The organism is Roseibium sp. QJM3NY_11 (assembly GCF_056173175.1).
Genome location: NZ_CM149660.1, coordinates 3,384,060 through 3,406,702 on the forward strand (window position 1 = coordinate 3,384,060; position 22,643 = coordinate 3,406,702).

General features: G+C 61.8%; 21 protein-coding genes and 1 pseudogene. 4 read left to right on the top strand and 18 right to left on the bottom strand.

Translation table 11 applies throughout. The features are described from left to right. Positions 1–11 precede the first annotated feature (11 nt). Complete coding sequence (gene secD / locus AC0VX3_RS15640) at positions 12–1,625, bottom strand: protein translocase subunit SecD (RefSeq protein ID WP_475521285.1); 1,614 nt, start codon at positions 1,623–1,625, stop codon at positions 12–14. 71 nt (positions 1,626–1,696) lie between these two features. Further along, complete coding sequence (gene yajC / locus AC0VX3_RS15645; RefSeq protein WP_348147766.1) at positions 1,697–2,032, bottom strand: preprotein translocase subunit YajC; 336 nt, start codon at positions 2,030–2,032, stop codon at positions 1,697–1,699. Between the two features lie 242 nt (positions 2,033–2,274). Here yajC and AC0VX3_RS15650 point away from each other — a divergent pair. Then, positions 2,275–3,160: pseudogene (locus tag AC0VX3_RS15650) on the top strand (ATP-binding protein). An 82-nt stretch (positions 3,161–3,242) separates the two neighbouring features. On the opposite strand, the gene AC0VX3_RS15655 reads toward AC0VX3_RS15650, so the two are convergent. From AC0VX3_RS15655 to nagZ, 11 genes are all read right to left on the bottom strand, one after another. After that, positions 3,243–4,715 carry a peptidoglycan DD-metalloendopeptidase family protein gene (locus tag AC0VX3_RS15655; RefSeq protein ID WP_475521286.1) on the bottom strand — a complete coding sequence of 491 codons (1,473 nt, stop codon included), beginning with the start codon at positions 4,713–4,715 and terminating at the stop codon, positions 3,243–3,245. Between the two features lie 239 nt (positions 4,716–4,954). Further along, complete coding sequence (locus AC0VX3_RS15660) at positions 4,955–5,647, bottom strand: protein-L-isoaspartate(D-aspartate) O-methyltransferase (RefSeq protein ID WP_475521287.1); 693 nt, start codon at positions 5,645–5,647, stop codon at positions 4,955–4,957. 28 nt (positions 5,648–5,675) lie between these two features. Next, on the bottom strand, positions 5,676–6,434 hold the full coding sequence (gene surE / locus AC0VX3_RS15665) for a 5'/3'-nucleotidase SurE (protein WP_475521288.1): 759 nt from the start codon (positions 6,432–6,434) through the stop codon (positions 5,676–5,678). Between the two features lie 144 nt (positions 6,435–6,578). Next, positions 6,579–7,859, bottom strand: coding sequence for a serine--tRNA ligase (gene serS / locus AC0VX3_RS15670; protein ID WP_475521289.1), 1,281 nt, complete (start codon positions 7,857–7,859; stop codon positions 6,579–6,581). Positions 7,860–7,929: 70 nt separating this feature from the next. After that, positions 7,930–8,742: a twin-arginine translocase subunit TatC gene (gene tatC / locus AC0VX3_RS15675; RefSeq protein ID WP_342894831.1), complete on the bottom strand. Its 813-nt coding sequence runs from the start codon at positions 8,740–8,742 to the stop codon at positions 7,930–7,932. Then, a complete protein-coding gene (gene tatB, locus AC0VX3_RS15680; RefSeq protein ID WP_475521290.1) occupies positions 8,739–9,218 on the bottom strand; it encodes a Sec-independent protein translocase protein TatB in 480 nt (159 codons plus the stop codon). Before tatB ends, tatC begins: the two co-directional genes overlap by 4 nt. 41 nt (positions 9,219–9,259) lie before the next feature. Beyond that, positions 9,260–9,484: a twin-arginine translocase TatA/TatE family subunit gene (locus AC0VX3_RS15685; RefSeq protein ID WP_475521291.1), complete on the bottom strand. Its 225-nt coding sequence runs from the start codon at positions 9,482–9,484 to the stop codon at positions 9,260–9,262. Between the two features lie 127 nt (positions 9,485–9,611). Next, on the bottom strand, positions 9,612–10,751 hold the full coding sequence (locus AC0VX3_RS15690) for an ABC transporter ATP-binding protein (protein ID WP_475521292.1): 1,140 nt from the start codon (positions 10,749–10,751) through the stop codon (positions 9,612–9,614). Further along, positions 10,751–11,461, bottom strand: a complete 711-nt coding sequence (scpB, locus tag AC0VX3_RS15695) for an SMC-Scp complex subunit ScpB (protein WP_475521293.1) — start codon at positions 11,459–11,461, stop codon at positions 10,751–10,753. The genes AC0VX3_RS15690 and scpB overlap by 1 nt, the downstream gene beginning before the upstream one ends. Beyond that, positions 11,454–12,293, bottom strand: a complete 840-nt coding sequence (locus tag AC0VX3_RS15700; protein ID WP_475521294.1) for a segregation and condensation protein A — start codon at positions 12,291–12,293, stop codon at positions 11,454–11,456. The genes scpB and AC0VX3_RS15700 overlap by 8 nt, the downstream gene beginning before the upstream one ends. 11 nt (positions 12,294–12,304) lie before the next feature. Next, positions 12,305–13,324, bottom strand: coding sequence for a beta-N-acetylhexosaminidase (nagZ, locus tag AC0VX3_RS15705; RefSeq protein ID WP_475521295.1), 1,020 nt, complete (start codon positions 13,322–13,324; stop codon positions 12,305–12,307). Positions 13,325–13,442: 118 nt separating this feature from the next. On the opposite strand from nagZ, the gene AC0VX3_RS15710 reads away from it, so the two are divergent. Then, the gene (locus tag AC0VX3_RS15710; RefSeq protein WP_475521296.1) at positions 13,443–14,456 is read left to right on the top strand and encodes an alpha/beta hydrolase; all 1,014 of its coding nucleotides are present in this window, start codon (positions 13,443–13,445) and stop codon (positions 14,454–14,456) included. On the opposite strand, the gene AC0VX3_RS15715 is transcribed toward AC0VX3_RS15710, so the two are convergent. Next, entirely contained in the window at positions 14,417–15,373 is a 957-nt protein-coding gene (locus tag AC0VX3_RS15715) for a DMT family transporter (protein WP_475521297.1), read from the bottom strand. The two genes, AC0VX3_RS15710 and AC0VX3_RS15715, sit on opposite strands and share 40 nt — an antisense overlap. Positions 15,374–15,504: 131 nt before the next feature. Between AC0VX3_RS15715 and AC0VX3_RS15720 the strand changes: the two genes are divergently transcribed. After that, positions 15,505–16,422, top strand: coding sequence for a LysR family transcriptional regulator (locus AC0VX3_RS15720; RefSeq protein WP_475521298.1), 918 nt, complete (start codon positions 15,505–15,507; stop codon positions 16,420–16,422). 52 nt (positions 16,423–16,474) lie between these two features. On the opposite strand, the gene AC0VX3_RS15725 is transcribed toward AC0VX3_RS15720, so the two are convergent. The 4 genes from AC0VX3_RS15725 to AC0VX3_RS15740 form a co-directional block, all read right to left on the bottom strand. Continuing rightward, positions 16,475–18,709 carry an SPOR domain-containing protein gene (locus AC0VX3_RS15725; protein ID WP_475521299.1) on the bottom strand — a complete coding sequence of 745 codons (2,235 nt, stop codon included), beginning with the start codon at positions 18,707–18,709 and terminating at the stop codon, positions 16,475–16,477. Continuing rightward, positions 18,681–18,890 carry a hypothetical protein gene (locus AC0VX3_RS15730; RefSeq protein WP_475521300.1) on the bottom strand — a complete coding sequence of 70 codons (210 nt, stop codon included), beginning with the start codon at positions 18,888–18,890 and terminating at the stop codon, positions 18,681–18,683. Before AC0VX3_RS15730 ends, AC0VX3_RS15725 begins: the two co-directional genes overlap by 29 nt. A gap of 69 nt (positions 18,891–18,959) precedes the next feature. Further along, positions 18,960–20,723 carry an arginine--tRNA ligase gene (gene argS / locus AC0VX3_RS15735; RefSeq protein ID WP_475521301.1) on the bottom strand — a complete coding sequence of 588 codons (1,764 nt, stop codon included), beginning with the start codon at positions 20,721–20,723 and terminating at the stop codon, positions 18,960–18,962. Between the two features lie 98 nt (positions 20,724–20,821). Next, complete coding sequence (locus AC0VX3_RS15740; RefSeq protein WP_475521302.1) at positions 20,822–22,039, bottom strand: deoxyguanosinetriphosphate triphosphohydrolase; 1,218 nt, start codon at positions 22,037–22,039, stop codon at positions 20,822–20,824. A gap of 153 nt (positions 22,040–22,192) precedes the next feature. Here AC0VX3_RS15740 and AC0VX3_RS15745 point away from each other — a divergent pair, with 153 nt between their 5' ends. Continuing rightward, positions 22,193–22,534 carry a HesB/IscA family protein gene (locus AC0VX3_RS15745; protein WP_342894842.1) on the top strand — a complete coding sequence of 114 codons (342 nt, stop codon included), beginning with the start codon at positions 22,193–22,195 and terminating at the stop codon, positions 22,532–22,534. The last annotated feature ends 109 nt before the right edge of the window (positions 22,535–22,643 follow it).

The window sequence follows — 22,643 nt, forward strand, 5'->3', positions numbered from 1 at the left end:
TGTCTCCCGGATCAAATCGGCAATTTGGACGGACGGCGCTTTCGGATCCACAGAGCCACAAGCAACCGGCTGAAGGTGAAGGCCGTGAACACGGTGGTGAAGATCCCGATCGCCAGCGTCACGGCGAAGCCGCGCACGGGGCCTGACCCGAGCTGGAACAGGATCACCGCGGCAATAAGCGTGGTGATGTTGGCATCCAGGATGGTGCCAAGCGCCCGGCTGTAGCCGGCGTCGATGGCCGAAATCACCGAGCGCCCTGCCCGGGATTCCTCGCGGATGCGCTCGAAGATGAGCACATTCGCGTCCACCGCCATGCCGATGGTCAGCACGATACCGGCAATTCCCGGCAGCGTCAGCGTGGCCTGCAGCACCGTCAGGGCACCGAATATGAGGAAGATGTTCGCCATGAGCGCCAGGTCCGCAATGAACCCGAAGCGACCGTATGCCAGGACCATGAACACGATCACGGCGATACCCGCGATGATGGAAGCCAGTTTCCCGGCCTCGACGGAATCGGCTCCCAGACCCGGACCGATCGACCGTTCCTCCATCACCGTCAGCCTGGCCGGCAAAGCCCCGGCACGAAGCAGCACGGCGAGATCGTTGGCGCTGTCGACGGTGAAACTGCCGGAGATCTGCCCGGACCCGCCGGTGATCGGTTCACGAATGACCGGCGCGGAAATGACCTCGTTGTCAAGCACGATCGCGAACGGACGGCCGACATTCTGCTGGGTCACCAGGGAAAACTTGCGGGCACCGGACTGGTTGAAGCGAAAGTTCACGACCGGTTCGTTGGACCGTTGATCGAAGGTGACCTGTGCGTCGACAAGATCCTCACCCGACAGGAGCGGTGCTTCTTCAAGCAGATAGGGAAACGGCGGATCGTCCACCGACATCATCACCACCGTGCCGACAGGCGGGCGGTTCTGCATCGCCTGTTCACCGGACATCGAGGTGTCGACCATGTGAAACGTGAGCTGCGCGGTTGTCCCGATCACATCCTTCAGCCGCTCGGGATCGTCCTCTCCCGGTGCTTCCACAAGGATGCGGTCGGCTCCCTGGCGCTGGATGCTGGGTTCCGTGGTGCCGAGTTCATCGACGCGGCGGCGGATAACCTCGATCGATTGCTGCACGATATTCGTCATACGGTCTTCGAGACCCTGGTCCGAATAGGTGAACCGGACCAGACCGTCATCGTTGACCGTCATCTCGAATTCGTTGACGGGCTGACCGCCGAACAGGTTGGACACCAGCGGATTGACCAGAGGTTCCAGCCGTTCTTCGGCTTCTTCCAGACGCGTCAGGTCGCGGATGCGGACCTGGACACCGTCGTTGCGAGCCCCCAGACCGGTATAACCGATACGCGTACCATCCCGCAGAAGCGCCTCGCGAATGTCGCTCTCAAGAACCTTGTAGCGTTTTTCGATATAGTCCTGCTCGTCGATTTCATAGAGCAGATAGGCGCCGCCTCGCAGATCCAGCCCCAGAACCATCTGGCTCTTCGGCAGAAAACCCGGCCAGCTTTCAAGCTGTTTGGCGGAAAAGAAGTTCGGCAGGGTCGTCACGATGCCAACGGCAACCACAAGCAGGATCAGCGCGATCTTCCAGCGAGCGAAATAGAGCATGGTCAAGCCTTAAAAGCGGCCAGGCCGATTGATACCGGCCCGGCATAGTTCCTAAACGACGCGGCGGAAAATCAGCCGTTTTCTTTCGCCGGTTCGGTCTTGGAGCGCACTTCCTGCACCATGGCGCGAACAACGCGCACCTTCATGCCTTCGGCCAGCTCTACCTGTATTTCGCCATCGTCGACGACTTTGGACACCTTGCCGATAAGACCGCCGGTGGTGACGATGGTGTCGCCGCGGCGAAGGTTGGCAACCATTTCCTGATGCCGCTTCACCCGTTGGCGCTGCGGACGGATGATCAGAAAATACATGATCGCGAAGATCGCCACGAAAGGCAGAATCTGGATCAGGAAGCTGGAAGCTCCGGCCGGACCCATTCCCTGTGCGAAGGCTGGTGTGATGAACATATACTACTCCTAAGCGGCGTCTTCGTCGTCCGGCATGCCTGGCTTTGGCCTCCGGCAAAAACGCTCTCGTTCTGGTCGCGCGGACTATAACGGCGGCGCGCCTCATTTCAAGCTTTGCAGGCAGTTTCCGGCGTACCGGTATGCGAATAACCGTCGTTTTCGCGGCCGCTACACCATGTTACTGCTGCCGTCGATTTTCTCAGGGCCTCACATGGGCCTTTTTGACGGGGCTTGCAAGCACAATGAGCGCGCAAAACGATATCGCCACCTTGAACGCCAAACTCGATTCCCTGATCGAGCTGATCAGCCGGGCCGTCCCGGCTCCGGCACGCGAAACCGACTGGTCCGCCGCAGATGCCTTCGCCTGGGTGCCGGAGCCCGGAGAACTCCACCCCGTCACAAAGGTGAATCGCGTTGACATCACTTTGTTGTGCGCCGTTTCGCATGTGCGCGATCTCCTGCTCGACAACACAAGGCGATTCGCACGCGGTCTGCCGGCGAACAACGCGCTGCTGTGGGGCGCGCGCGGCATGGGCAAATCCTCGCTGGTCAAGGCGGCCCATGCGGCGGTCAACCGGGAAAACGCAAACACGGATATCAAACTGGTCGAAATTCATCGCGAAGACATTGAGTCCCTGCCGAAACTGATGACCCGCATGCGCGCCGCGCCCTACCGGTTCATCGTCTTTTGCGACGATCTCAGTTTCGACAATGACGACACCTCCTACAAATCGCTGAAAGCAGTGCTGGAGGGCGGCATTGAGGGCCGTCCCGACAATGTCATCTTCTACGCAACGTCCAACCGGCGGCACCTCTTGCCGCGTGACATGATCGAGAACGAGCGCTCGACGGCAATAAACCCGGCGGAAGCGGTCGAGGAAAAGGTTTCCCTGTCGGACAGATTCGGGCTCTGGCTCGGTTTTCACAAATGCAGTCAGGACGATTATCTGGACATGGTTCGCGGCTACGCCGCTCATTTCGGAATCGAGAACGTCCGAAGAGGACTTGCGGGCACAGGCACTGGAGTGGGCGACGACGCGCGGCAGCCGCTCCGGCCGGGTGGCTTTTCAGTTCATCCAGGATCTTGCGGGCCGGCTCGGCAAGCCGCTTTCCCTGGACAGCATGTAAGTCCGGCCCAGAGTCCCAATCAGGTCGACACACAAAAAACCCGGCTCAACGGCCGGGTTTCAGGCTGGTCGCGGACAGTGCGTCAGCGTCTGGGCAGGTGTTTCAGGGGATCTACCGGCTTGTTGCCCTCGCGCAGTTCGAAATGCACCTGAGGCTGATTGACCGAGCCGGTCGCACCCGCGAGCGCCACCACATCACCGCGGCGAATGGTGTCGCCGCGCTTGACTTTCAATTCACTGTTGTGGGCATAGGCCGATACCCAGCCATCGGCGTGGCGGACAAGGATAAGATTGCCGTAGCCCTTCAATTCGTTCCCGGAATAGATGACGGTTCCATCACCGGCGGCATGAACCTGCGTGCCTTCCGGGACCGCGAGATTCACCCCTTCGTTCCGGCCACCGCCCGGTTTGGCACCGAAATCGGAAATGATCCGGCCGCGCACCGGCCAGCGGAACTTTTCGGTTGCGGCGCTGTCCTCGCGGACACTGGCGACAACTGCGGGGGTCTTGATCGGCTGGGACGGCCTGGCTTCCTGGGTCAGTGACGGCTGCGGAAGCCCCGAACCACCGACAGGCGCTGCAGGAGCGGCTGCGACGGCATCCCGGCGCGACGGGGCAACCGCGGGCTGACGGCGCGGCGTCGGAATATTCGAAGCGGCTGCGCTGGAAGAGATCGACGCCGTGGTCAATGGCTGCGTCGCAGGCCCGGTCGATGACCGGCTCCCGTCTCCGGGCTTGCGGCGGGGCAATGTGCTGACCCGAACGGGCTGGACTGCGCCGGCCCCGGCATCGCCGCGAACAATATCGTCGAAACTCGGCTGGCCGGCAGGCTTGTGATCCGGACGCACGTTGCCGGCGGCGGTCGGAATAGCACCGGTGACAACGGTTTCCTTGCGACTGACACTGGGCAACTTGACGCGGCCATTCTCGCCTTCCGTGGCGCTCGAATGGCCGTTCCGGTCCGAATAGACATAAGTCGGAATGATGACGTTCTGCCCCGGGCGAACCTTTGAAGGATCCTCGATGCCGTTCACGGCCACCAGGGCCTGAATGGGCACGCCATATCGGCGCGCAACCGAATTGAGACTGTCTCCCTGGCGGAGCTGCACCTGTGTTCCGCCGGCAGATGTCCAGCCCTTCCAGCTCCGCGCGCCCTGCACGGCGGCAGGCCTTGCGACTTCGGGTGCCGGCAACGAGGCGACAGGAGCCGGACTTGCGACACTGGCCGGTCGCGCGGCCACGATCGGCTGGGCCGCGGCGGCCGGAATCGGCGCCCGCTGCACAGTGGAAGGCCTGTTCGGCACCGATCCGGTTGTTATCGGCGCGGAGGACGCCGGAGGCAATCCGGCCGAAGTTCCCCCGGGACCTGAGACGATGTCCTGATAAGTCGGCTGCGTGTCCGCACCGTTCAGAATATCGCGCTGATTCTGGGTGTTTCCGGTGTAATAGGGAGATTCACCAAACCGTTCAACCGCGCCGGAACATCCCGCAAGCGCAGCTGCTACAAGCGACACCGTCGCCACCTTGCCCAAAAGATCCCTGCGGAGGGTACGCATCCGCTTTTTCATCGCCTCAACTCTAACCGTTTGCAATGACTGTTATGGTTAAGAGTAGACGGCAGTAAGGTTTATAAAGGCTAAAGGCCGCCGGACTAATTCCCGAAAAGCCCATATTTCCCAACAGGCAGCCACCTGCGGACACCGGGTCCCGGGCCTTTCAAGGTAAAAATCGACAAGCGGGATTGCCAATCCCCGCAGGCCTGCGGGGCAGGTTGCGATTGGCTCAATGCAGCGGATCAGAGCTTCCTGGCCAGTCCCGGGCGCAGCATTACCGTGCGCAAGGGACTTAAGGTTTCCGCCGTCATCACATCATCGGTTTTTTGAAATCTTATGAGCGACTGAAGCTGATTGGGCTTTCCGATCGGCGCCACCAGAATACCGCCGGGCTTCAACTGCTCCACCCAACTGTCCGGCACGGCTTCGACCGCCGCGTTGACGACGATTCGGTCATAGGGGCCCTGTTGCCTGAGACCGTCGAACCCGTCCTGCTGCCGGGCCTTGACATTTTCCAGCCTGAGCGCCGCAAAACGTTTGGTTGCAAGTTCCGTGAGCGTGGCAAAGCGGTCCAGTGTTTCCACACGGGCAGCGAGATGCGCCATTACGGCGGCCTGATAGCCGGAGCCGGTGCCGATCTCCAGGACCGCATGTTCCGGCGCCATCGCCAGTGCCTGGACACAGACCGCGATCATGGACGGTGCCGACAAGGTCTGGCCGCACTCGATCGGCAGGGCCGTGTCCTCGTAGGCAAGGCCGTGGTACCTGGCCGGGAGAAACAGGCGTCTTGGAACGCGCTCGATCGCAGCCAGCACGTCGCGCGCGCCGACGCCGCGCCGTCTCAGGGCAAGAACCAGCGCTGCGCGCGCCTCTGCCTCGTCCGGCAATCCGGTGGCCCCTGCCCTATGCTCTCCGTCCGGAGACTGGCCGGCCATGCGTTACTCTCCTGCTCCCCGCCCGGGACTACTGAAGCGCCCCCGCCAGGTGTGTTACCAGATCGTGGGCCGTCAGATCTATGCGTAGCGGCGAAACGGAGACATATCCATCGGCAATTGCCTGCAGGTCCGAATTATCAAGAACGGATTTGCCCCGGTCCCGGAAACGCAGCCAGTAGTAAGGGTAGCCCCGTCCGTCCTCGCGTTCATCGATGGAGAGCCCGCTCTGCTCATGATGCCCCTGCACGGTCACCTTGACCCCCTTGACGTCCTGTACCGGACACGCGGGGAAATTGACATTGAGCAGGGTAAAGGGCGGCAGGGTGAAGTCGATCAGTTTCCTGAACAGATCCGGAGCGTGGGCTTCGGCGTTGGAATAGTCCGGCTCGGAACGCACATCCCAGTTGTAGGCCTGGGAAACGGCGATGGACCGGATCCCGAGAATGGCCCCTTCGATCGCCCCGGCGACAGTCCCTGAATATGTGACGTCCTCGGCCAGGTTCTGTCCTCTGTTGATGCCGGACAGCACGAGATCCGGCAATTCGGGCAGAACCTTGCGCACTCCCATGATCACGCAGTCCGTCGGCGTGCCCTTGAGAGCAAAGTGACGGTCATCGATGCGTCTGAGGCGCAATGGATCGCTCAAGGTCAGGGAATGGGCCACGCCGCTCTGATCCGTCTCCGGCGCGACGACCCAGACATCGTCCGACAGGGTCCGGGCAATGGTCTCAAGGACCGCAAGACCGGGCGATTCAATGCCGTCGTCATTGGTGATCAGAATGCGCATGCGTGATCTGCTCCTGAGCTTGTTGAGATGCCGTGCCGAGGCAGCGGCAGGACGGAGGTCCAAATGGACGAGGCGAGGACGGCAAAGCCGGTTGCCTGCCGTCCGTCAACTCGAGCATCCGGTGACCCCACGGGGGCCACGTGACTAACCGATCTTGTCCAGACCAGCCATATAGGGCCTGAGGACTTCAGGAACCGTGATCGTGCCGTCGCCGTTCTGGTAGTTCTCCAGGACGGCGATCAGGGCCCGGCCGACCGCGATGCCCGAACCATTGAGCGTGTGGACGTGGACGGTCTGTTTGGCATCCGCGGGCCGGTAGCGGGCATGCATGCGCCGCGCCTGGAAATCGCCGCAGACGGAACAGGACGAAATTTCGCGATAGGTGTCCTGGCCTGGCAGCCAGACCTCGATGTCGTAGGTCTTGCGGGCACCAAAGCCCATGTCGCCGGTGCACAGCGTCATCACGCGGTAGTGCAGCCCGAGTTTCTGGAGCACCAGTTCCGCGCAGCCCAGCAGGCGTTCCAGCTCGTCGAGCGAGTCTTCTGGCTTCGTCACGGAGACAAGCTCGCATTTCAGAAACTGGTGCTGACGCAGCATGCCACGCGTGTCGCGCCCGGCCGAGCCGGCCTCGGAGCGGAAACAATAGGTCAGCGCCGCCACGCGCAGCGGCAACTGCTCTTCGGCCAGAATTTCGCCTGCGACCAGGTTGGTCAGCGGTACTTCGGCCGTCGGAATCAGGTAGTGGTCCGAACTGGTCCTGAAGAGATCTTCTTCGAATTTCGGCAATTGACCGGTGCCGTACAACGGTGCGTCATGCACCAGAAGCGGCGGCGACACTTCCGTATAGCCGTTTTCAGTCGTGTGCAGGTCGATCATGAACTGGCCGAGCGCCCGTTCCAGCCGCGCAATCTGCCCCTTCAGGACAACAAAGCGCGACCCGGACAGCTTCGAGGCGGTGGAAAAGTCCATGCCGTCCAGCTCTTCGCCCAGTTCAAAATGTTCCTTCGGTGCCGTATTGAAGGAAAAGACCGGTCTTTCGCCATGGGTTCTCAGGAGAACATTGTCGGCCTCGTCCGCGCCGGCAGGCACATCGTCATGAGGCAGATTGGGAATGACGGCCATGGCCGCTTCCAGGTCGGCGACGAGCTTTCGCTCTTCCTCTTCACCCGACTGGATGAAGGACTTGATCTGCGCGACCTCGTCGATGAGTTCCTGCGCGCGGGCCTCGTCGCCGGAACCCTTGGCCTTGCCGATTTCCCTGGACGCGGCATTACGCCGTTCCTGGGCGTCCTGAAGCCTGGTGATGTGAGAGCGGCGGGCATCGTCGAGCGCGATCAGTCTGGCGGAGGAGGCTTCATGGCCCCGCTTTGCCAAAGCCTGGTCAAATGCCTCTGCGTTGTCCCGTATCCATCTAATATCAAACATCTTCGCTTCCCGAACGACGGTCGTTTCCAGTGAAATCCGTCAGGCAGTCCGGGGAGCCGGCCGTGCCGGATCAGGCAGCCGCGTCTTCCGCTTCACGCTCGGCCTCGCGTTGGGCCTCTCGTTCGGCGCGCTGGCGCTCCACCAGTCTGACAGACAGAATGGAGACTTCGTAGAGAAGCAGCGTAGGCAGCGCAAGACCGATCTGCGAGATCGGGTCCGGTGGTGTCAATATTGCAGCAGCCGCGAAAGCACCGACAACCGCGTATTTGCGCTTGTGCCTGAGTGTTTCCGCCGAAACCATCCCTGCCCGGCCCAGAAGGGTCAGAACGACCGGAAGCTGAAACACCAGCCCGAACGCAAAGATGAGGACCATGATCAGGCCGAGATATTCGCTGACCTTGGCCAGGTGCTGGATGGCGACCTTGCCCTCGGTCGCCAGCTGCTCCTGGGACAGGAAGAAGCCCATCGCCATCGGCATCACGAGAAAATAGACCAGGCAGGCCCCGATCAGGAACAGGATCGGGGTCGCGAACAGGAACGGCAGGAAGGCGCCGCGTTCGTTCTTGTACAATCCGGGCGCAACGAACATGTAGATCTGGCTGGCGACAACAGGAAATGCCAGGAACAGCGCCCCGAACAGGGCAAGCTTCAACTGGGTGAAAAACCACTCCTGCGGCGCGGTGAAGATCATCTCCACCGGGTGCCCCTCGCCCGCCGCCCGGATATAGGGAACTGTCAGGATGTTGTAGATGTCGGTCGCGAAATAGAAGCAGAAGATGAACATCACCAGTATGGCGCCGATCGACCACATCAGCCGCTGGCGCAATTCGATGAGATGTTCGATCAGGGGCGCCTTCGAGGCTTCTATATCTTCCTGGCTCATGCCTTCACATCTTCCGTCACCGGCTGAACGTCCGGTTTGGTTTCGGGATCGGGCGGCGCTGTTTCGGCAGCCACCGTCTTGCCGGAGGCGCTGTCAGCCGCTTCAGGTTCGGGTTCGGGATTGGCTCCGGGCGCAGACCCGGTCACGACCGGCTCGGCCGATGCCGCCTTTTCAGCTGCATCCCCGGCACCCGCGCCCGTCTTGGCCGCCGTCTCCTCGATGGATTTCTTGATGTCGCCCAGCGGATTGAAGTTCGCCGCCTCTTCCACCTGCTTCTTCATGTCGGAGATGTCGGCCTGCTTTTCGGCCTCGCGCAGCGCGTCATTGAACGTCGACTGGAACTCCCGCGACATGCGCCGCAGTTGTCCCATCGTCTGCCCGAGCGAGCGCAGCATGCGCGGCAGGTCTTTTGGCCCCACAACGATGATCGCCACGCAGGCAATCACCAAGAGTTCGGTCCAGCCGATATCGAACATGAGATGTTCCGTCCCTTAGGGAGACGCGATGCGGATTGAGATCAGCTCGCTTTGGTCTGATCTTCAGCTTTTTCGGACGGAACCGATTCGCCGGCCTGATGATCGATGGTCTTGGGGGCGTCGGCCGTGTCGTCTTCGGACATGCCTTTCTTGAAGCTTTTGATTCCCTTGGCAACATCACCCATAAGATCTGAGATTTTGCCACGCCCGAACAGCAGAACCACCACCACCGCGATGATCAAGATCTGCCAGATACTAATGCCCATACGCCGAACTCCTGATAATTGGCTTTAAAGCCCTGTCGCCCTTCTTACAAAAAGGACCCTCTCCCTGCAACAGGCATCGTCCGTTCATTTCACGCACTTAGACTGAATGATTAGCCGGGCACTCATCCTAAAGCTGGGTCTCATGCCTTGGAAAAACAAGCACGTCTTTCGGATCAGTCGTTATTGCAACGTCCGCGCCCACGTCCCAGGAGCTGCCCGCGCGCACTCTTGCCTGCAAGGGATGGTCAAGTCCCTCCACGGCGATGGACAGCAAATCCACCTCACCGACAAATCGTTTGGAACGAATGCGACCGGACACGCCGCACAGGCCGGCGTTGTTCAGGACGATGCCTTGCGGGCGGACGCATACGTCGACCTTCTGCCCGGTGGCGAGCCCGTTCGCGGCCAGAACTCCGACGGGCGTCTCCACGCCCGCGGATGTGACCAGACCTTCCAGCTGGTTCAGTTCCGAGAAGAACCGGGCGGCGAACAGATCCACCGGAGTCTTGTAAAGATCGGCCGCCGTGCCATGCTGGACCAGTCGTCCGCGCCGCATCAGGGCAATGCGATCGCCCATGCGCATCGCTTCTTCAGGATCGTGCGTGACGATGATGCACGTCGCCCGGGTCTCCCGGATCACGGCCAGCGTCTCGTCGCGCACATTGTCGCGCAGGCGCTTGTCCAGGCCCGAAAACGGCTCGTCCATCAAAAGAATGCCCGGTCGCGGCACCAGGGCGCGCGCGAGCGCGACGCGCTGCTGCTCGCCGCCGGACAGCGCATGGGGATAATCGGCCGCATAGTTGGACAAACCGACCCGGCCAAGCGCGCTGAGCGCCGCAGCCTGCGCCTCGGTCCTGGGCATGTTGGTCAGGCCGAACATGACATTTGACAAAATACTCATGTGGGGAAACAGGGCGTAGTCCTGAAACATCAGGCCGACGCCGCGTTTTTCCGGCGGCTGAAAATATGTGTCGCCCGATATTTCGCGGCCGTTGATCAGCACCCTGCCGCGGCTCTGGCGTTCGACACCGGCGGCAATCCGCATCAAGGTGGTCTTGCCGCATCCCGAGTGGCCCAGAAGACACAGGATTTCCCCCGGTGCGATGGACAGGCTCATGTCCCGAACGGATTCGACACCGTCATAATCGTGCCAGATGTCCTCGAACACGAGCCCGGCAGCGATGGTGGCGCCGGCGGTGCCGGGTGCGCCCCATCCCGGGGACTGCCCGGTCCCTTTGGACGGACTCAATTTGTCATGATCTGGCATCAGTCCTCGGCGACCGTTTCCGCATCTTCGTCAAACAAGCACCCGTCTTCTAGAGGATCCTCCTCTTCCGTCAATGCCGGCGCGTCGTTTGGTGTCGGGACCAGGAAGGATGCCGGGATGGCACTGTCCAGCAGTCCCGCCCCCTTCAGTTCCTCTAGACCCGGCAGATCCTTCACGTTTTCCAGGCCGAAATGCACCAGAAACTGGTCGGTTGTGCCATAGGTGACCGGCCTGCCGGGCGTCCGCCTTCGCCCGCGCATGCGGATCCAGGTGGTTTCGAGCAGAACATCGAGAGTGCCCTTGGAAGTCGAGACGCCCCTGATTTCCTCGATTTCCGCGCGCGTCACAGGCTGGTGATAGGCAATGATCGCCAGTGTCTCCAGCGCGGCGCGGGACAGTTTGCGTTGTTCCTCCACATTCCGGTGCATCAGGAAGGCCAGGTCTTCCGCCGTGCGAAAGCACCACTTTTCGGCAAGCCGGACGAGGTTGACGCCACGGGTGGCATATTGGGCCTGAAGCGTCTCCAGCAAGGCGAGCACATCCGTGCCCTCTGGAAGGCGCAGGGTCAGCTCCTCGAGCGACAGGGGCTCGGAGGCGGCAAACAGCAATGCCTCGACCATGCGCAGACCCGCCAGATCCACAGATCCGGTCTCGGCGGCGGCGGCGGCGCGATCCTCGCGTTCGAAGTCATAAAGATCCGGATCAGCCATCAGTATCGCGTTCCCTGACTTTCGAGCGGATGTAGACCGGTGAGAAGGGTTCGCCCTGCCGGATTTCCACCTGCCCCTCCCGAACCATTTCAAGGCTGGCCGAGAAGGTGCTGGCAACAATCGTCGCCCGGTCCTTGTCGTCGTAAAGATATTCCTGCAAATAGGAATTGAGCGGCGCCCATTCGCTGACCCGCCCCACCAGAGTGACCAGCAGCTCCCGCGCCTCCTGCAGGGACCACACCGTGCGCCTGAGCACCCGCACCGAGGTGACCGACTGACGCTGCCTCTGGGTCGCATAGGCGGTCAGAAGATCGTAGATCGACGCGTCCCAGATGCTTTTATGCTCGACGGACATGGTTTCAGGCGCGCCGCGATGGAACACCTCCCTGCCCTGACGGTTTCTGGCCATGAGTTTTTCGGAGACCTCCCGCATGGCCTCCAGGCGCCGAAGGCGAAAGGCGAGTGCGGCAGCCAGTTCCTCGCCCGTCGGCTCGTCCTCGTTCTTCTGTTCGGGCAGCAGAAGCCTGGATTTCAGATAGGCGAGCCAGGCTGCCATGACCAGATAGTCGGCTGCCAGTTCCAGCCGCATGCGGCGCGCCTCGGTGACAAATTCCAGATATTGCTCGACCAGTTCCAGGATTGAAATCCGGGCCAAATCGACCTTCTGGGTGCGCGCTAGTCCGAGCAACAGGTCCAGCGGGCCCTCGAATCCCTCCACATCCACGACCAGCTGCGGATCCGAACTCGCGTGGTCCTCGCTTGCAGCGACGCTTGTCAGAAGATCGAAGGAGCCGTCTTCCGCAATCTGCTTGTTGCTTTCCAGCTCCGCCATTCCTGCTCCGGTCAAACCCCTTGCCAGCCCGTCAGGGACTGAAACTCGTTCCAGGCCTCCCGGCCGTCGAATTCCGGATCCGGTACCCTCAGCCCGCTCAGCGCCGCCTCGCACCGCTCTCCGGCTTTTCCGGAGAGTTCAGGCACCGCGGCGGCGACTGCGCGCATTTCTTCCAGATCGCCGTTGCAATGCAGGACGATGTCGCAGCCGGCTTCAATAATCGCGCGCGAGCGCTCGTCGAAGGTGCCGCCAAGCGCCTTCATCGAAATATCGTCGCTCATCAGGCAACCGTCAAAACCGATCGTCTCCCTGATAATGCCGCGAATGATCTTCGCGCTGTGGGTGCCGGGTCGCTCGGCATCGATGTCCGTGTATACAATATGCGCTGTCATTCCCAATGACACCCGGGAAAGCGCCTTGAAGGGGCGAAAATCCACGCTTTCCAGAGAAGAATGGCCAGCGTCCACGCGGGGCAGTTCCAGATGGCTGTCGACCCGTGCCCGGCCGTGTCCGGGGATATGCTTGATGACCGGCAGAACACCACCGGCCAGTGCGCCCTCGACCATCGCCTTGCCGAGGTCCGCGACGACCTCCGGATCCGTTGAAAAGGCCCTGTCGCCGATGGCATCGACCGTATCTGGGAACCGGACATCCAGGCAGGGCAGGCAATCGACGGTGATACCGAGCGGCTGGAGGTCTCCGGCAATCAACCGCGCTCCGAGCCAGGCGGCCCGCAGAGCCGCTTCCGCATCCCGCTGATACAGATCCCCGTAGACTTTCGCAGCTGGATACTTGCGCCAATGCGGGGGGCGGAGCCGCTGGACACGGCCGCCCTCCTGGTCGACCAGCACCGGCGCGTCGTCGCGCCCGACCGCCCTGCGGAACTCCGTCGTAAGTTCGAGGACCTGATCCGGCGTCTGGATATTGCGGGCAAACAAGATCAGTCCCCAGGGGGCCTCATCCCTGAAAAAACCGATTTCGTCAGCGGTAAGTTGCGGTCCGGAACAGCCGGAAACAAAGGCCTTGATCATCCGTCCGGCTTAGCCTCAGCATCGTGACCCGTCAAGAAATGCGATGCCCCCCACTTGCGTCCACTCCATGAACTTGCATTCTATGGGCCCGCTGTCCCCGCCCGAACCGGAGTTGTCCATGCGTGCGCGTCTCGATATTCCAGCCGGCAACCTGCACCGGTTTTCCCATAGATCTGAAATCCTTGGGCGGAATCGGCTGGGCGACACCGCGACACGCGAGATTGTCGTCTATACACCTCATGGCCATGACGGCGACGGGCTGCCGCTTCTGGTGGATATCGTCGGCTATACGGCCGGGGGCCCCGCCCATGTCAACTGGAAGAACTTCGGCGAAAACGTTCCCGAAAGGCTTGATCGACTCATTCACGACGGCGAGTTGCCGCCGGTTTCGGTCGTGTTTCCGGACTGCTTCACCCGCCTGGGCGGCAATCAGTACATCGACAGCGACGCCATGGGTCCCTGGGCGACGTGGCTGACCACGGAAATGCTTGAGGATGTCGAAGGCCGTTTCAAGTGCGGCGGGTCCGGCAGACGCGGCATCTTCGGCAAGTCATCCGGCGGCTACGGCGCCATCATTCATGCCATGAAGTATCCGAAGGTCTGGTCCGCGGCCGCGTGTCTTTCGGGCGATATGGCATTCGACCTTTGTTATCTTCCGGAAATGCCCAGTGCCCTGCGCGCCATCGCCAGGGCCGGCTCGATCGAGGCGTTCGTCAAGGATTTCGAGAAGGGCCCCAAATTTCCCGGCAATGCGCTGCACGACCTGATGACCTTCGCAATGGCCGCGACCTACGATCCGGACCCGGACCCGGACGTTTTTTGCGGCATCCGCCTGCCCGTCGACCCGGACACGTGCGAACTCATCGAAGAGCGCTGGAATGCCTGGCTGGAACATGATCCGGTCCGGATCGTCGACAGGCACCTCGATGCGCTCAGGTCGCTCAAGGGTCTCTGGCTCGAATGTGGCGACGTTGATCAGTACAATCTGGTCTACGGCGCCCGGCAACTTCACAGGAAGCTGGACGCCGCAGGCGTGGACCATGTCTACCAGGAGTTTGCCGACAACCACTCCTCGCTCGACTACCGCCTCGATCAGAGCCTGCCCTTTCTGGTGAATAGGCTGGCGACCTGACGCGGGGCCCGCAACGCCGCCCGGGGCACCGTCAGGACGGCTCCGCCCGCGACGATCAGGACCGCGCCGGCCACTGCAACGGGGGCCGGTATCTCGCCCCAGACAACATAGCCGAAGGCCGCCGAGAGCAGCACGGTGCCGTAAAAGACCGGCGCCAGCGTCGCTGCGCCGGCGCGCCGGTAGGCGGACAGGTTCAAGGATTGACCCAGGATCGCCAGGGGTCCCATCCAGGCGAAACCCAGGAGATCCCTCCAGGCCACGCCATGCGAGACAAACACCCAGATCACGGGGCCTGTCAGCAGAACGGCAGCGATGACATTCACATGGGCGAGGATCGTGATCGTGTGCTCCCGCTGGGCGACGAAACGCATGATCAGGGCCTCGCTAGCCATGAACACGGCTCCCAGCAGAGCCGCGGCCACACCTGGGAGGACCAGCTTCCTGCTGCTGCCACCGCCGCTGTCTACCGCCATGACCACCAGGAATGCCCCCAGCGCGCACAGCCCGCCGGCGACCCAATGACGTCCTGTGACCACTTCCTTAAGGATCAGGCCCGCCAGTGCGATCGCAATGATGCCTTTGGTCAGACCGATGGCCGTTGCGTCCGCCAGGGGCAGTACGCTGGCAGCGTAAATGGTACAGCCCAGACCGCCGACGCCGCAAAAAGCGCGCAGCAGATGCAGCTTCCAGTGGGAACTGGGGCGCAGGAACGCAGGCGACCGTCTCACCGCTGCGACGGACAGGATCGTAACGGCGCCCCCCAGAAACCTCAGCCAGACAAGCACCGCGAGCGGCAGCGCGCCATCGGCGAGTTTCCCTGCCGCAAATATGGGTGTGAAGGCGGACATCCCGGCGATCGCCAGCAGGAACGCGATGACGGTGTTTTCAGACCGGTGATGGATGGATCGCTCGGACATTCGGCAGGGTTCCTGTTGCACCGCTTCTGTTAGCATCCGAAGGCCGTTGCCTGCAGCCCCCAAATGCCCATATTGGGCATGCATATTCGCATATCATTGCCGCTCGGACTGCGTTTTGGTATATCACGGGCATGAATTGGGATGACCTGAAACTTGTCGATGCCGCAGCGCGCATGCGGTCCCTGTCCGGCGCGGCCAAGGCACTGGATATCAGCCAGCCACAGCTCAGCCGCAGACTGAAGAGTTTCGAGGACAGGATAGGCGCGCGCCTGTTCGACAGGACACCGACAGGGCTGAAGCCGACGGAAGCAGGCCTGCGCCTGATCCCGCTCGCGCAGGACATGCGCAAACAGGCGGAGGCGGCCACGCGTATCCTGCCGGACCTGGCGGCTTCCGCGCTCAAGGTGGTCAGGGTGGCCGTGGACGAAGTCCGGGCGCGCGTGCTCACGGACCGGTTCTCGACGCTGACGGAGCTGCTGGATGGCGTCGAACTGGAGCTGATATCCAGTCATGGCCTCGTCAATCACCAGTCCCGCAGCATCGAACTGCAGATCCGCAACTGCCTGCCGGAAACGGACACCCTGATCGCCCGCAAGGTCGGTGACCTTGCTTATGCCGTCTACGGGTCGCGGACATACGTCGATGCCCATCCCGCGTCCCGGACCGACGACCGTTACGAGCACTGCACATGGCTGGGCTTTGCCCCCGACGATCTCTGGTATCCCTCACATATGCGCTGGCTGGAATGCCGTTTGAAGGAACGGCCGAAATTTCGCTCCAACACCATGACAACGCTCATGAACATGACCGCTTCCGGCGCCGGGCTGGCACTGCTGCCCGCCTTCATGGGAGACCAGAACCGCACGTTGACAAGGCTAACCGACCCGCTGCCCGAACTGACAAATGCGGAACACATCATCGTGCATCGGGACCTGAAACGGGAACCCGCGGTTCGAACGGCGATGGACGCGATTGCACAGGTCTATCGTTCCCTCTCGCCAGAATTGACGGGAACAGCGTCAGAATTTCCGGCGGCCGCCGCGCAATAGCGGCGTCACCAAGCCTGGTTCAGATCTTCGGCCGGATGGAATTCTTCACCCGCTACGGCTGCCTGCGAACGAAACAATCACCACCGGCTGCCTGCAGACTTTCGCAGAGCGACACCGCTTCCTCGCGCGATGAAGCGGGGATCCGCGCCCGGTAGAACACGCCGCGGTCCTGAACATTCGCGGAGACGATCACGGCATTCCGGTTACCGAGGATGGCTGGATACCGGCGTTGCAGGCCCGAATAGGCATCCGTTGCCGCCGATTCGGAGCGCTGTGACGTGACCTGCACGATATAGGTGCCCGACGCGATCGATCCCGATGCCCCCGCAGGTGCCGCAGCGGCAGGCGTTGCCGCCTGCTGAGACAGATTGAGCGGTCCGGTGTCGGTCGCAGTCGGCGCGGGCGTGGTAACGGCAGCAGGCGGCGCAGCGGCAACCTGGAGCGGAACCGGCGGCTTCTTGCGCGGCAGGACACCCGGCACAGGCGCAGCGGTAACCGCAGACGCGGTTTCGGCGATGTCCGCACCGCCGGAAACGACTGGGGTCTGAACTGTTGCCGGCACAGGCAGGCTGGGCTGGGCCACCGCGGCCGGACTGTCTCCGGGGGCGGCAACGACCGGTTCGGTCTGGACCGGTCTCGCGTCCGCCGGCACGGAGACCGGTGGCACGGTCGCCGCGGACGGATCAGGTTCGTTCTCGGAAACGAAAGTGCCGTCCGGTCGCACGATCACGGTCCGCACCCGTTTCGGTGTTCCGGGAGCCAGTTCAGCACGTCCGTTGGTGTCGGCCGGAGCCGGCGGCAGTTCGGCCGGTTGCGGCGTGTTTGGAAGAACCAGTCTGTCAGGCCCGGTCACGCCGGACCCGTCGACACGCGAGTAATCGAGTTTCGCGGTCTGGTCATTCGCGGGAGCCGGTGCGTCCTCGGGAAAGACCTTGAGCGGCTCCTGCAGGCCGCTGATGACCGGAGGCGGTCCGCTTGGCACGGAGACCGAGTCCCCGTCGAGCATGAAGAACCCGGCTGCACCGAGTATGGCGACGCCAAGCACACCCGCAGCGACCACCATTCCACGGCGCGACTTTTCACCCGCGTGCGGAACGGCGCCTGTCTCTGCGGCGGAATGGGGCGGCAGCACGCCTGCACCTGTCAAGCTCGGGTCGCTCTCCTGCATCGCTCTGGCGACCGCATCGAGATCGTAGCCCTCGGGCGGCGGCGGTGTTTCTTCCGCCTCGGTCTGCGGTACGGCCGCAGCCGCGGCAGGCCAGGTCATCTCGTCGAGTGCCGACAAGTCGGTCGACCCGGCCGTCTGAGAGAGTTGGATTTCCTGGGCACCGGTCTTCCTTTCGGAAGGTGACGGGAAATCCAGGTCGGCAAACAGGGCTTCAATTCCGGCCGGATCACCGCTCTGCGCCGTCGGCGAAAGCTCCTGCTCCGGGACCGGATCGCTCTGTACCGGGTTCAAGGCGGCAAACAGATCGTTTTCATCGATGCGCGGACGCTGCGCCGAAACCGGTTCGGGCGGTTGCACGGGCGTGTCCAGGCGAGGTTCGTGATGACCGGACGGCATATACCGTTCCGTCCCCCGGCTCGGAGAGACCCGGTCTTCCCGGTCAAAAATCCGGTTTTCCGCCGCCATGTCCCTGGCACCGGTTTCAAGCGTCGCGGCAGCGGCGACAGGCGCACCTGCGTCAACGCGATAGGATCCCGCATACTGATCGGTGGCCGGGTATGCCGTTCCCTCAGCGGCGTAAGGAGCAATCGGCTCGACCGGGATTTCGGCGCCCGGCTGCACTTCATCTACCGACTGGCGCAGCGCACCGATAAGTTCGTCCTCGAGTTCGGCGGAGAGGTTTTGCTCAAGGTCGATAGATATCGTCGGCGCAAGACTTGAAGGTTCGACTGCCGAGGCAAAGTCCGGAACTTCGGAATAGGCGGTCGGACCGTCAACGGCAGCGCTTTCAAGCGGCGCCGGCTGAAGCCCGGTCGCCACCTGACCCGAGACCTCCGGAAGATCGATACCCGAACCGGATTGGCCGATTTCCGGCCAGAGTGTCGAGGGATGCGAGGATCTGCCCGTGGCAGGCTCGGATGGCGCTTCGAAAAACGGTTCCTGGTCGCCGGCTTCGGAAGCCACCTGCATCCCGCCGGATACGGATTGTGTGCTCGTATCGGCACTCAAGGCCGGCCCGGCAGGGTCCTGGCTTGCGGACGGCTGTGAAGCGAAGGTCGGCTCCTGGCGCGTGCTGATTTCGGCCGCGGTTTCATCGTCCTTGCTGGCGACGTTCCTCAAGCCCTGCGAAGTAGTCCGTGCTGCCGACGCGGCCACTGCTCACATTTGCCCCCGATTGCTTGTTCTTGTGGACAATCCGCGCCAGCTCGACCAGCGGATCTTCGGCAGCCGTCAGGTTATCGCCCGGTTTATCGCGCGAAGCCTGCAAATCTGATCGCTTTGTTTCGTAGTCTTGTGCCATGAGCTTTGCGAAAACCGGTCCACTTCGGTACTTTTAACCAACATTTTGTCTGCGGCAGCGACGTTTAGCCTAACGCATTTCTTCAGGGGCGTTGACGCCAAGAATCGATAATCCTGAAGCAAGCACCAAAGATACTGCCTGAACCAAAGCAAGACGCGCCAGGGTTAATTTCAAGTTACCGGCCTGAATAAAACGTAAATGCGGCAATTCATAGCCTTTGTTCCAATGGCCATGCAAAGATCCCGCCAATTCATGCAGATAAAAAGCGATTCTGTGAGGCTCATGTGTTTCGGCCGCCGCATCCACAACCTTCGGCCATTCAGCCATCTTCGCGATCAGCTCCAACTCGCCGCTGTCTTCCAGCAGCGCAAGATCGGCTGTTGCCAGTGCCGTGCTGTCGGCCGCCGTTCCGGCCTCGACCGCCTGGCGCAGCACGGAGCGGCACCGGGCATGCCCGTACTGAACGTAGAATACGGGATTGTCCTTCGATTGCTCGGTGACTTTCTTGAAATCGAAGTCCAGCGGCGCGTCGTTCTTGCGGAACAGCATCATGAAGCGGACCGGATCGGAACCGACCTCGTCGACAACATCGCGCAGCGTGATGAAATCTCCCGACCTTTTCGACATCTTCACCGGTTCGCCGTCACGCATCAGCTTGACAAGCTGGCAGAACCGCACAATGACCTCGGTGCTGCCGCCTGAAATCGCCTTGCCGACGGCCTGGAGGCGCTTGGCATAGCCGCTATGATCAGCCCCGAGCACGTAAATCGTTTCCTTGAACCCGCGTTCGAACTTGTCCTGGAAATAGGCGACATCCGCCGCGAAATAGGTATAGGATCCGTCGGATTTCCTGAGCGCGCGGTCGGTGTCGTCGCCAAAATCACTGGCCCGGAACAGTGTCTGCTCCCGATCTTCCCAATCCTCGGGAACCTGCCCCTTGGGCGGCGGCAGCGTGCCTTGGTAAACCAGACCCTTGTCCCGGAGCGTGTCCAGCATGTGGTCGATTTTCGATCCGTTCCTGCCCGTGCGTTCATGAAGCGTCTTTTCGGAATAGAACACCTCGTGCTCGACACCGAGCGCTGCGAGATCTTCCCGGATAAGATCAAGCATGGCTGCCATCGCGCGTTCCTTGACGACCGGCATCCAGGCGGCTTCGTCCATGGCCTTCAACTTCTCACCGAATTCGGTCTTGAGCTGGTCACCGACAGGCTTCAGGTAATCGCCCGGGTAAAGTCCTGCCGGGATGTCACCGATGTCTTCCCCGAGCGCCTCGCGGTAGCGGAGATAGGCACTGCGTGCGAGCGTGTCGATCTGCGAACCGGCGTCGTTGATGTAGTATTCCTTGACGACCTCATCGCCGGCGAACGCGAGAAGATTGGCCAGAGCATCTCCCACCACGGCGCCACGAATGTGCCCGACATGCATCGGCCCCGTCGGATTGGCGGAGACGTACTCCACGTTTACCTTTGGTGCCGGCGACTTGGTCTGTGCCCCGAAATCGACACCCAGGTCGAGAACACTTGCCAGAACGCGGTGCCAGACAGCCGGAGCGACCCGCAAGTTGATGAAACCGGGCCCGGCAACGGAGGTTTCCGTGATGTCCGGGTCGGCGTTGAGTTCAGACACCAGCCGCTCGGCCAGATCGCGCGGCTTCAGTCCGAGCGGCTTGGCAAGAACCATCGCCGCGTTCGTGGCCAGGTCGCCGTGAGCAGGATCGCGCGGAGCTTCGACAACAACGCGAGACAGATCTGGCGCAGATCCGTTTGCATCCTTCAAGTCAAGGTCTTGAAGGATTTTTCTGACGCGTTTTGTGAAGTCCGCGAAGATATTCATGGGTCACCGATCGGGTTCTGCAATTCAAACACAAAGTCCCCGTGCGCAGCGAGGGAGCCGCCCCTCGGCGCCACAGGGCTTCAAAGTTGATCAAGCGCCTACCCCAAATCGGGAGTATCGTCAAACAATCTGCGGTGCTCTTCAATGGCATAGCGGTCCGTCATGCCGGCGATATAGTCACATACCCGCCGCGCGACCTCCTTTTCGTTCAAGTCCTCCAGGCCGACATTCCAGGGCTTCGGCATGGTCTCCGGCTGGGCCAGGAACCTTTCGAAGAGATCCCGGACGATTCTTGCCACAACCCGGCGAACGGCCAGAACATCCGCATGCCGGTAGACCCGCGCGAACAGAAACTGTTTCACTGCCTTTTCCTGCAAGGCCATATCCCTTGAGAAGCCGACGAGACATCGTCCCGCCATCCGGATATCCTGAACGTTGTTCGGAGCTATCTCCTCGATGTTGCGCACGGCTTCCCTGATCACGTCCTCCACCATGCGGGTTATGGACCTGCGGACGATCTCGTGGATCCGCCGGCTTTCCTCGAGACCCGGATAACGGCCATCGACTTCTTCCAGAATGCTCGCAAGGAACGGCACTGCGCGCATGTCTTCTATGGCAAAAAGGCCGGCCCGGAGACCGTCATCCAAGTCGTGCGCGTCATAGGCGATGTCATCGGCAATGGCCGCGGCCTGCGCCTCCGCGCTCGGCCAGGTGTCCAGCAACAGGTCCTGCCGGGTCGCATATTCGCGGATCGCGAAAGGCAATTCGCCGTCCTTGAACTTGCCGAGCGGTGCCCCGTCCGCTCCGATGAGGGGGCCGTTGTGCTTGACGAGGCCTTCAAGGGTCTCCCAGGCAAGGTTCAGTCCGTCGAACTCCGCATAGCGCTGTTCGAGCTGGGTGACGACGCGGATGGACTGGGCATTGTGATCGAACCCGCCGAACGGCGCCATGCAGTCATGCATCACATCCTCGCCCTCGTGGCCGAAGGGCGTGTGGCCAAGATCATGGGCGAGCGCCAGGCTTTCCGCCAGATCCTCATCAAGACGCAAGGCGCGGGCCAGGGACCGGGCGATCTGAGAGACCTCGATCGTATGGGTCAGGCGGGTGCGGAAATGGTCCCCCTCGTGATAGACGAAAACCTGTGTCTTGTGCTTGAGGCGCCGGAATGCGGAGGAGTGGATGATCCGGTCCCGGTCCCGCTGAAAGGGCGTCCGGGTCGGACTTTCCGGTTCCGGGTACAGCCGCCCCCGGCTTGCGGCGGGATTTTCCGCGTAGGCTGCGCGGGCCTGAGCCCCATATCCGATATCGGCGTTCATCTGCTTCCAGCCATGGTTCTCAGCGTATTTCGGCGCCCGATGCCATCGTGGCCTGTCGGCCTGCATTGACGCGGGCAGTTCCAAAACATACTTATCTGAACAAATCAGGTTTCATTCGCCCGCGAGTGCGGGAAACGAGCGAGTCGGCAGAACATGACCGAAACACTTGAAAATCGAGTAACAGTCAGTGACCGCGCTGCCAAGCGCATCGCGGCAATTTTGTCCGGAGAACCGGCGGGCAGCATGCTGCGGGTCAGTGTCGAAGGCGGCGGCTGCTCCGGGCTGCAATACAAATATGACGTGGTCGATGCCAGGGAAGAGGATGATCTGGCAATCGAGAAACAGGGGGCGACGGTTCTGATCGACTCCGTTTCACTGCAGTATATGGGCGGTTCGGAAATCGACTTCGTGGACGATCTGATTGGCCAGTCCTTTCAGATCAACAATCCCCACGCGGTTGCCGGATGCGGCTGCGGAACCAGTTTCACGATCTGACCCGGGTGCGCGCCGGTTTCCGGTTCCCGGCACAAGAACACCATGCGACATGATCGCTTGATTGTCCTGCATCTTGAATTTCCGGCCGGCTGCGCCGTCCCTCCTGTCC

Bases quoted from the DNA above. Each gene is read 5' to 3' on its own strand.
- AC0VX3_RS15745 (WP_342894842.1), top strand. From the start codon at position 22,193: ATGACCGAAACACTTGAAAATCGAGTAACAGTCAGTGACCGCGCTGCC.
- AC0VX3_RS15655 (WP_475521286.1), bottom strand. From the start codon at position 4,715: ATGCGTACCCTCCGCAGGGATCTTTTGGGCAAGGTGGCGACGGTGTCG.
- surE (WP_475521288.1), bottom strand. From the start codon at position 6,434: ATGCGCATTCTGATCACCAATGACGACGGCATTGAATCGCCCGGTCTT.
- AC0VX3_RS15715 (WP_475521297.1), bottom strand. From the start codon at position 15,373: ATGTCCGAGCGATCCATCCATCACCGGTCTGAAAACACCGTCATCGCG.
- AC0VX3_RS15740 (WP_475521302.1), bottom strand. From the start codon at position 22,039: ATGAACGCCGATATCGGATATGGGGCTCAGGCCCGCGCAGCCTACGCG.
- tatB (WP_475521290.1), bottom strand. From the start codon at position 9,218: ATGTTCGATATCGGCTGGACCGAACTCTTGGTGATTGCCTGCGTGGCG.
- AC0VX3_RS15690 (WP_475521292.1), bottom strand. From the start codon at position 10,751: ATGCCAGATCATGACAAATTGAGTCCGTCCAAAGGGACCGGGCAGTCC.
- AC0VX3_RS15700 (WP_475521294.1), bottom strand. From the start codon at position 12,293: ATGGCGGAGCTGGAAAGCAACAAGCAGATTGCGGAAGACGGCTCCTTC.
- nagZ (WP_475521295.1), bottom strand. From the start codon at position 13,324: ATGATCAAGGCCTTTGTTTCCGGCTGTTCCGGACCGCAACTTACCGCT.
- AC0VX3_RS15730 (WP_475521300.1), bottom strand. From the start codon at position 18,890: ATGGCACAAGACTACGAAACAAAGCGATCAGATTTGCAGGCTTCGCGC.
- AC0VX3_RS15660 (WP_475521287.1), bottom strand. From the start codon at position 5,647: ATGGCCGGCCAGTCTCCGGACGGAGAGCATAGGGCAGGGGCCACCGGA.
- yajC (WP_348147766.1), bottom strand. From the start codon at position 2,032: ATGTTCATCACACCAGCCTTCGCACAGGGAATGGGTCCGGCCGGAGCT.
- AC0VX3_RS15685 (WP_475521291.1), bottom strand. From the start codon at position 9,484: ATGGGCATTAGTATCTGGCAGATCTTGATCATCGCGGTGGTGGTGGTT.
- argS (WP_475521301.1), bottom strand. From the start codon at position 20,723: ATGAATATCTTCGCGGACTTCACAAAACGCGTCAGAAAAATCCTTCAA.
- scpB (WP_475521293.1), bottom strand. From the start codon at position 11,461: ATGGCTGATCCGGATCTTTATGACTTCGAACGCGAGGATCGCGCCGCC.
- tatC (WP_342894831.1), bottom strand. From the start codon at position 8,742: ATGAGCCAGGAAGATATAGAAGCCTCGAAGGCGCCCCTGATCGAACAT.
- AC0VX3_RS15720 (WP_475521298.1), top strand. From the start codon at position 15,505: ATGAATTGGGATGACCTGAAACTTGTCGATGCCGCAGCGCGCATGCGG.
- AC0VX3_RS15710 (WP_475521296.1), top strand. From the start codon at position 13,443: ATGCGTGCGCGTCTCGATATTCCAGCCGGCAACCTGCACCGGTTTTCC.
- serS (WP_475521289.1), bottom strand. From the start codon at position 7,859: ATGTTTGATATTAGATGGATACGGGACAACGCAGAGGCATTTGACCAG.
- secD (WP_475521285.1), bottom strand. From the start codon at position 1,625: ATGCTCTATTTCGCTCGCTGGAAGATCGCGCTGATCCTGCTTGTGGTT.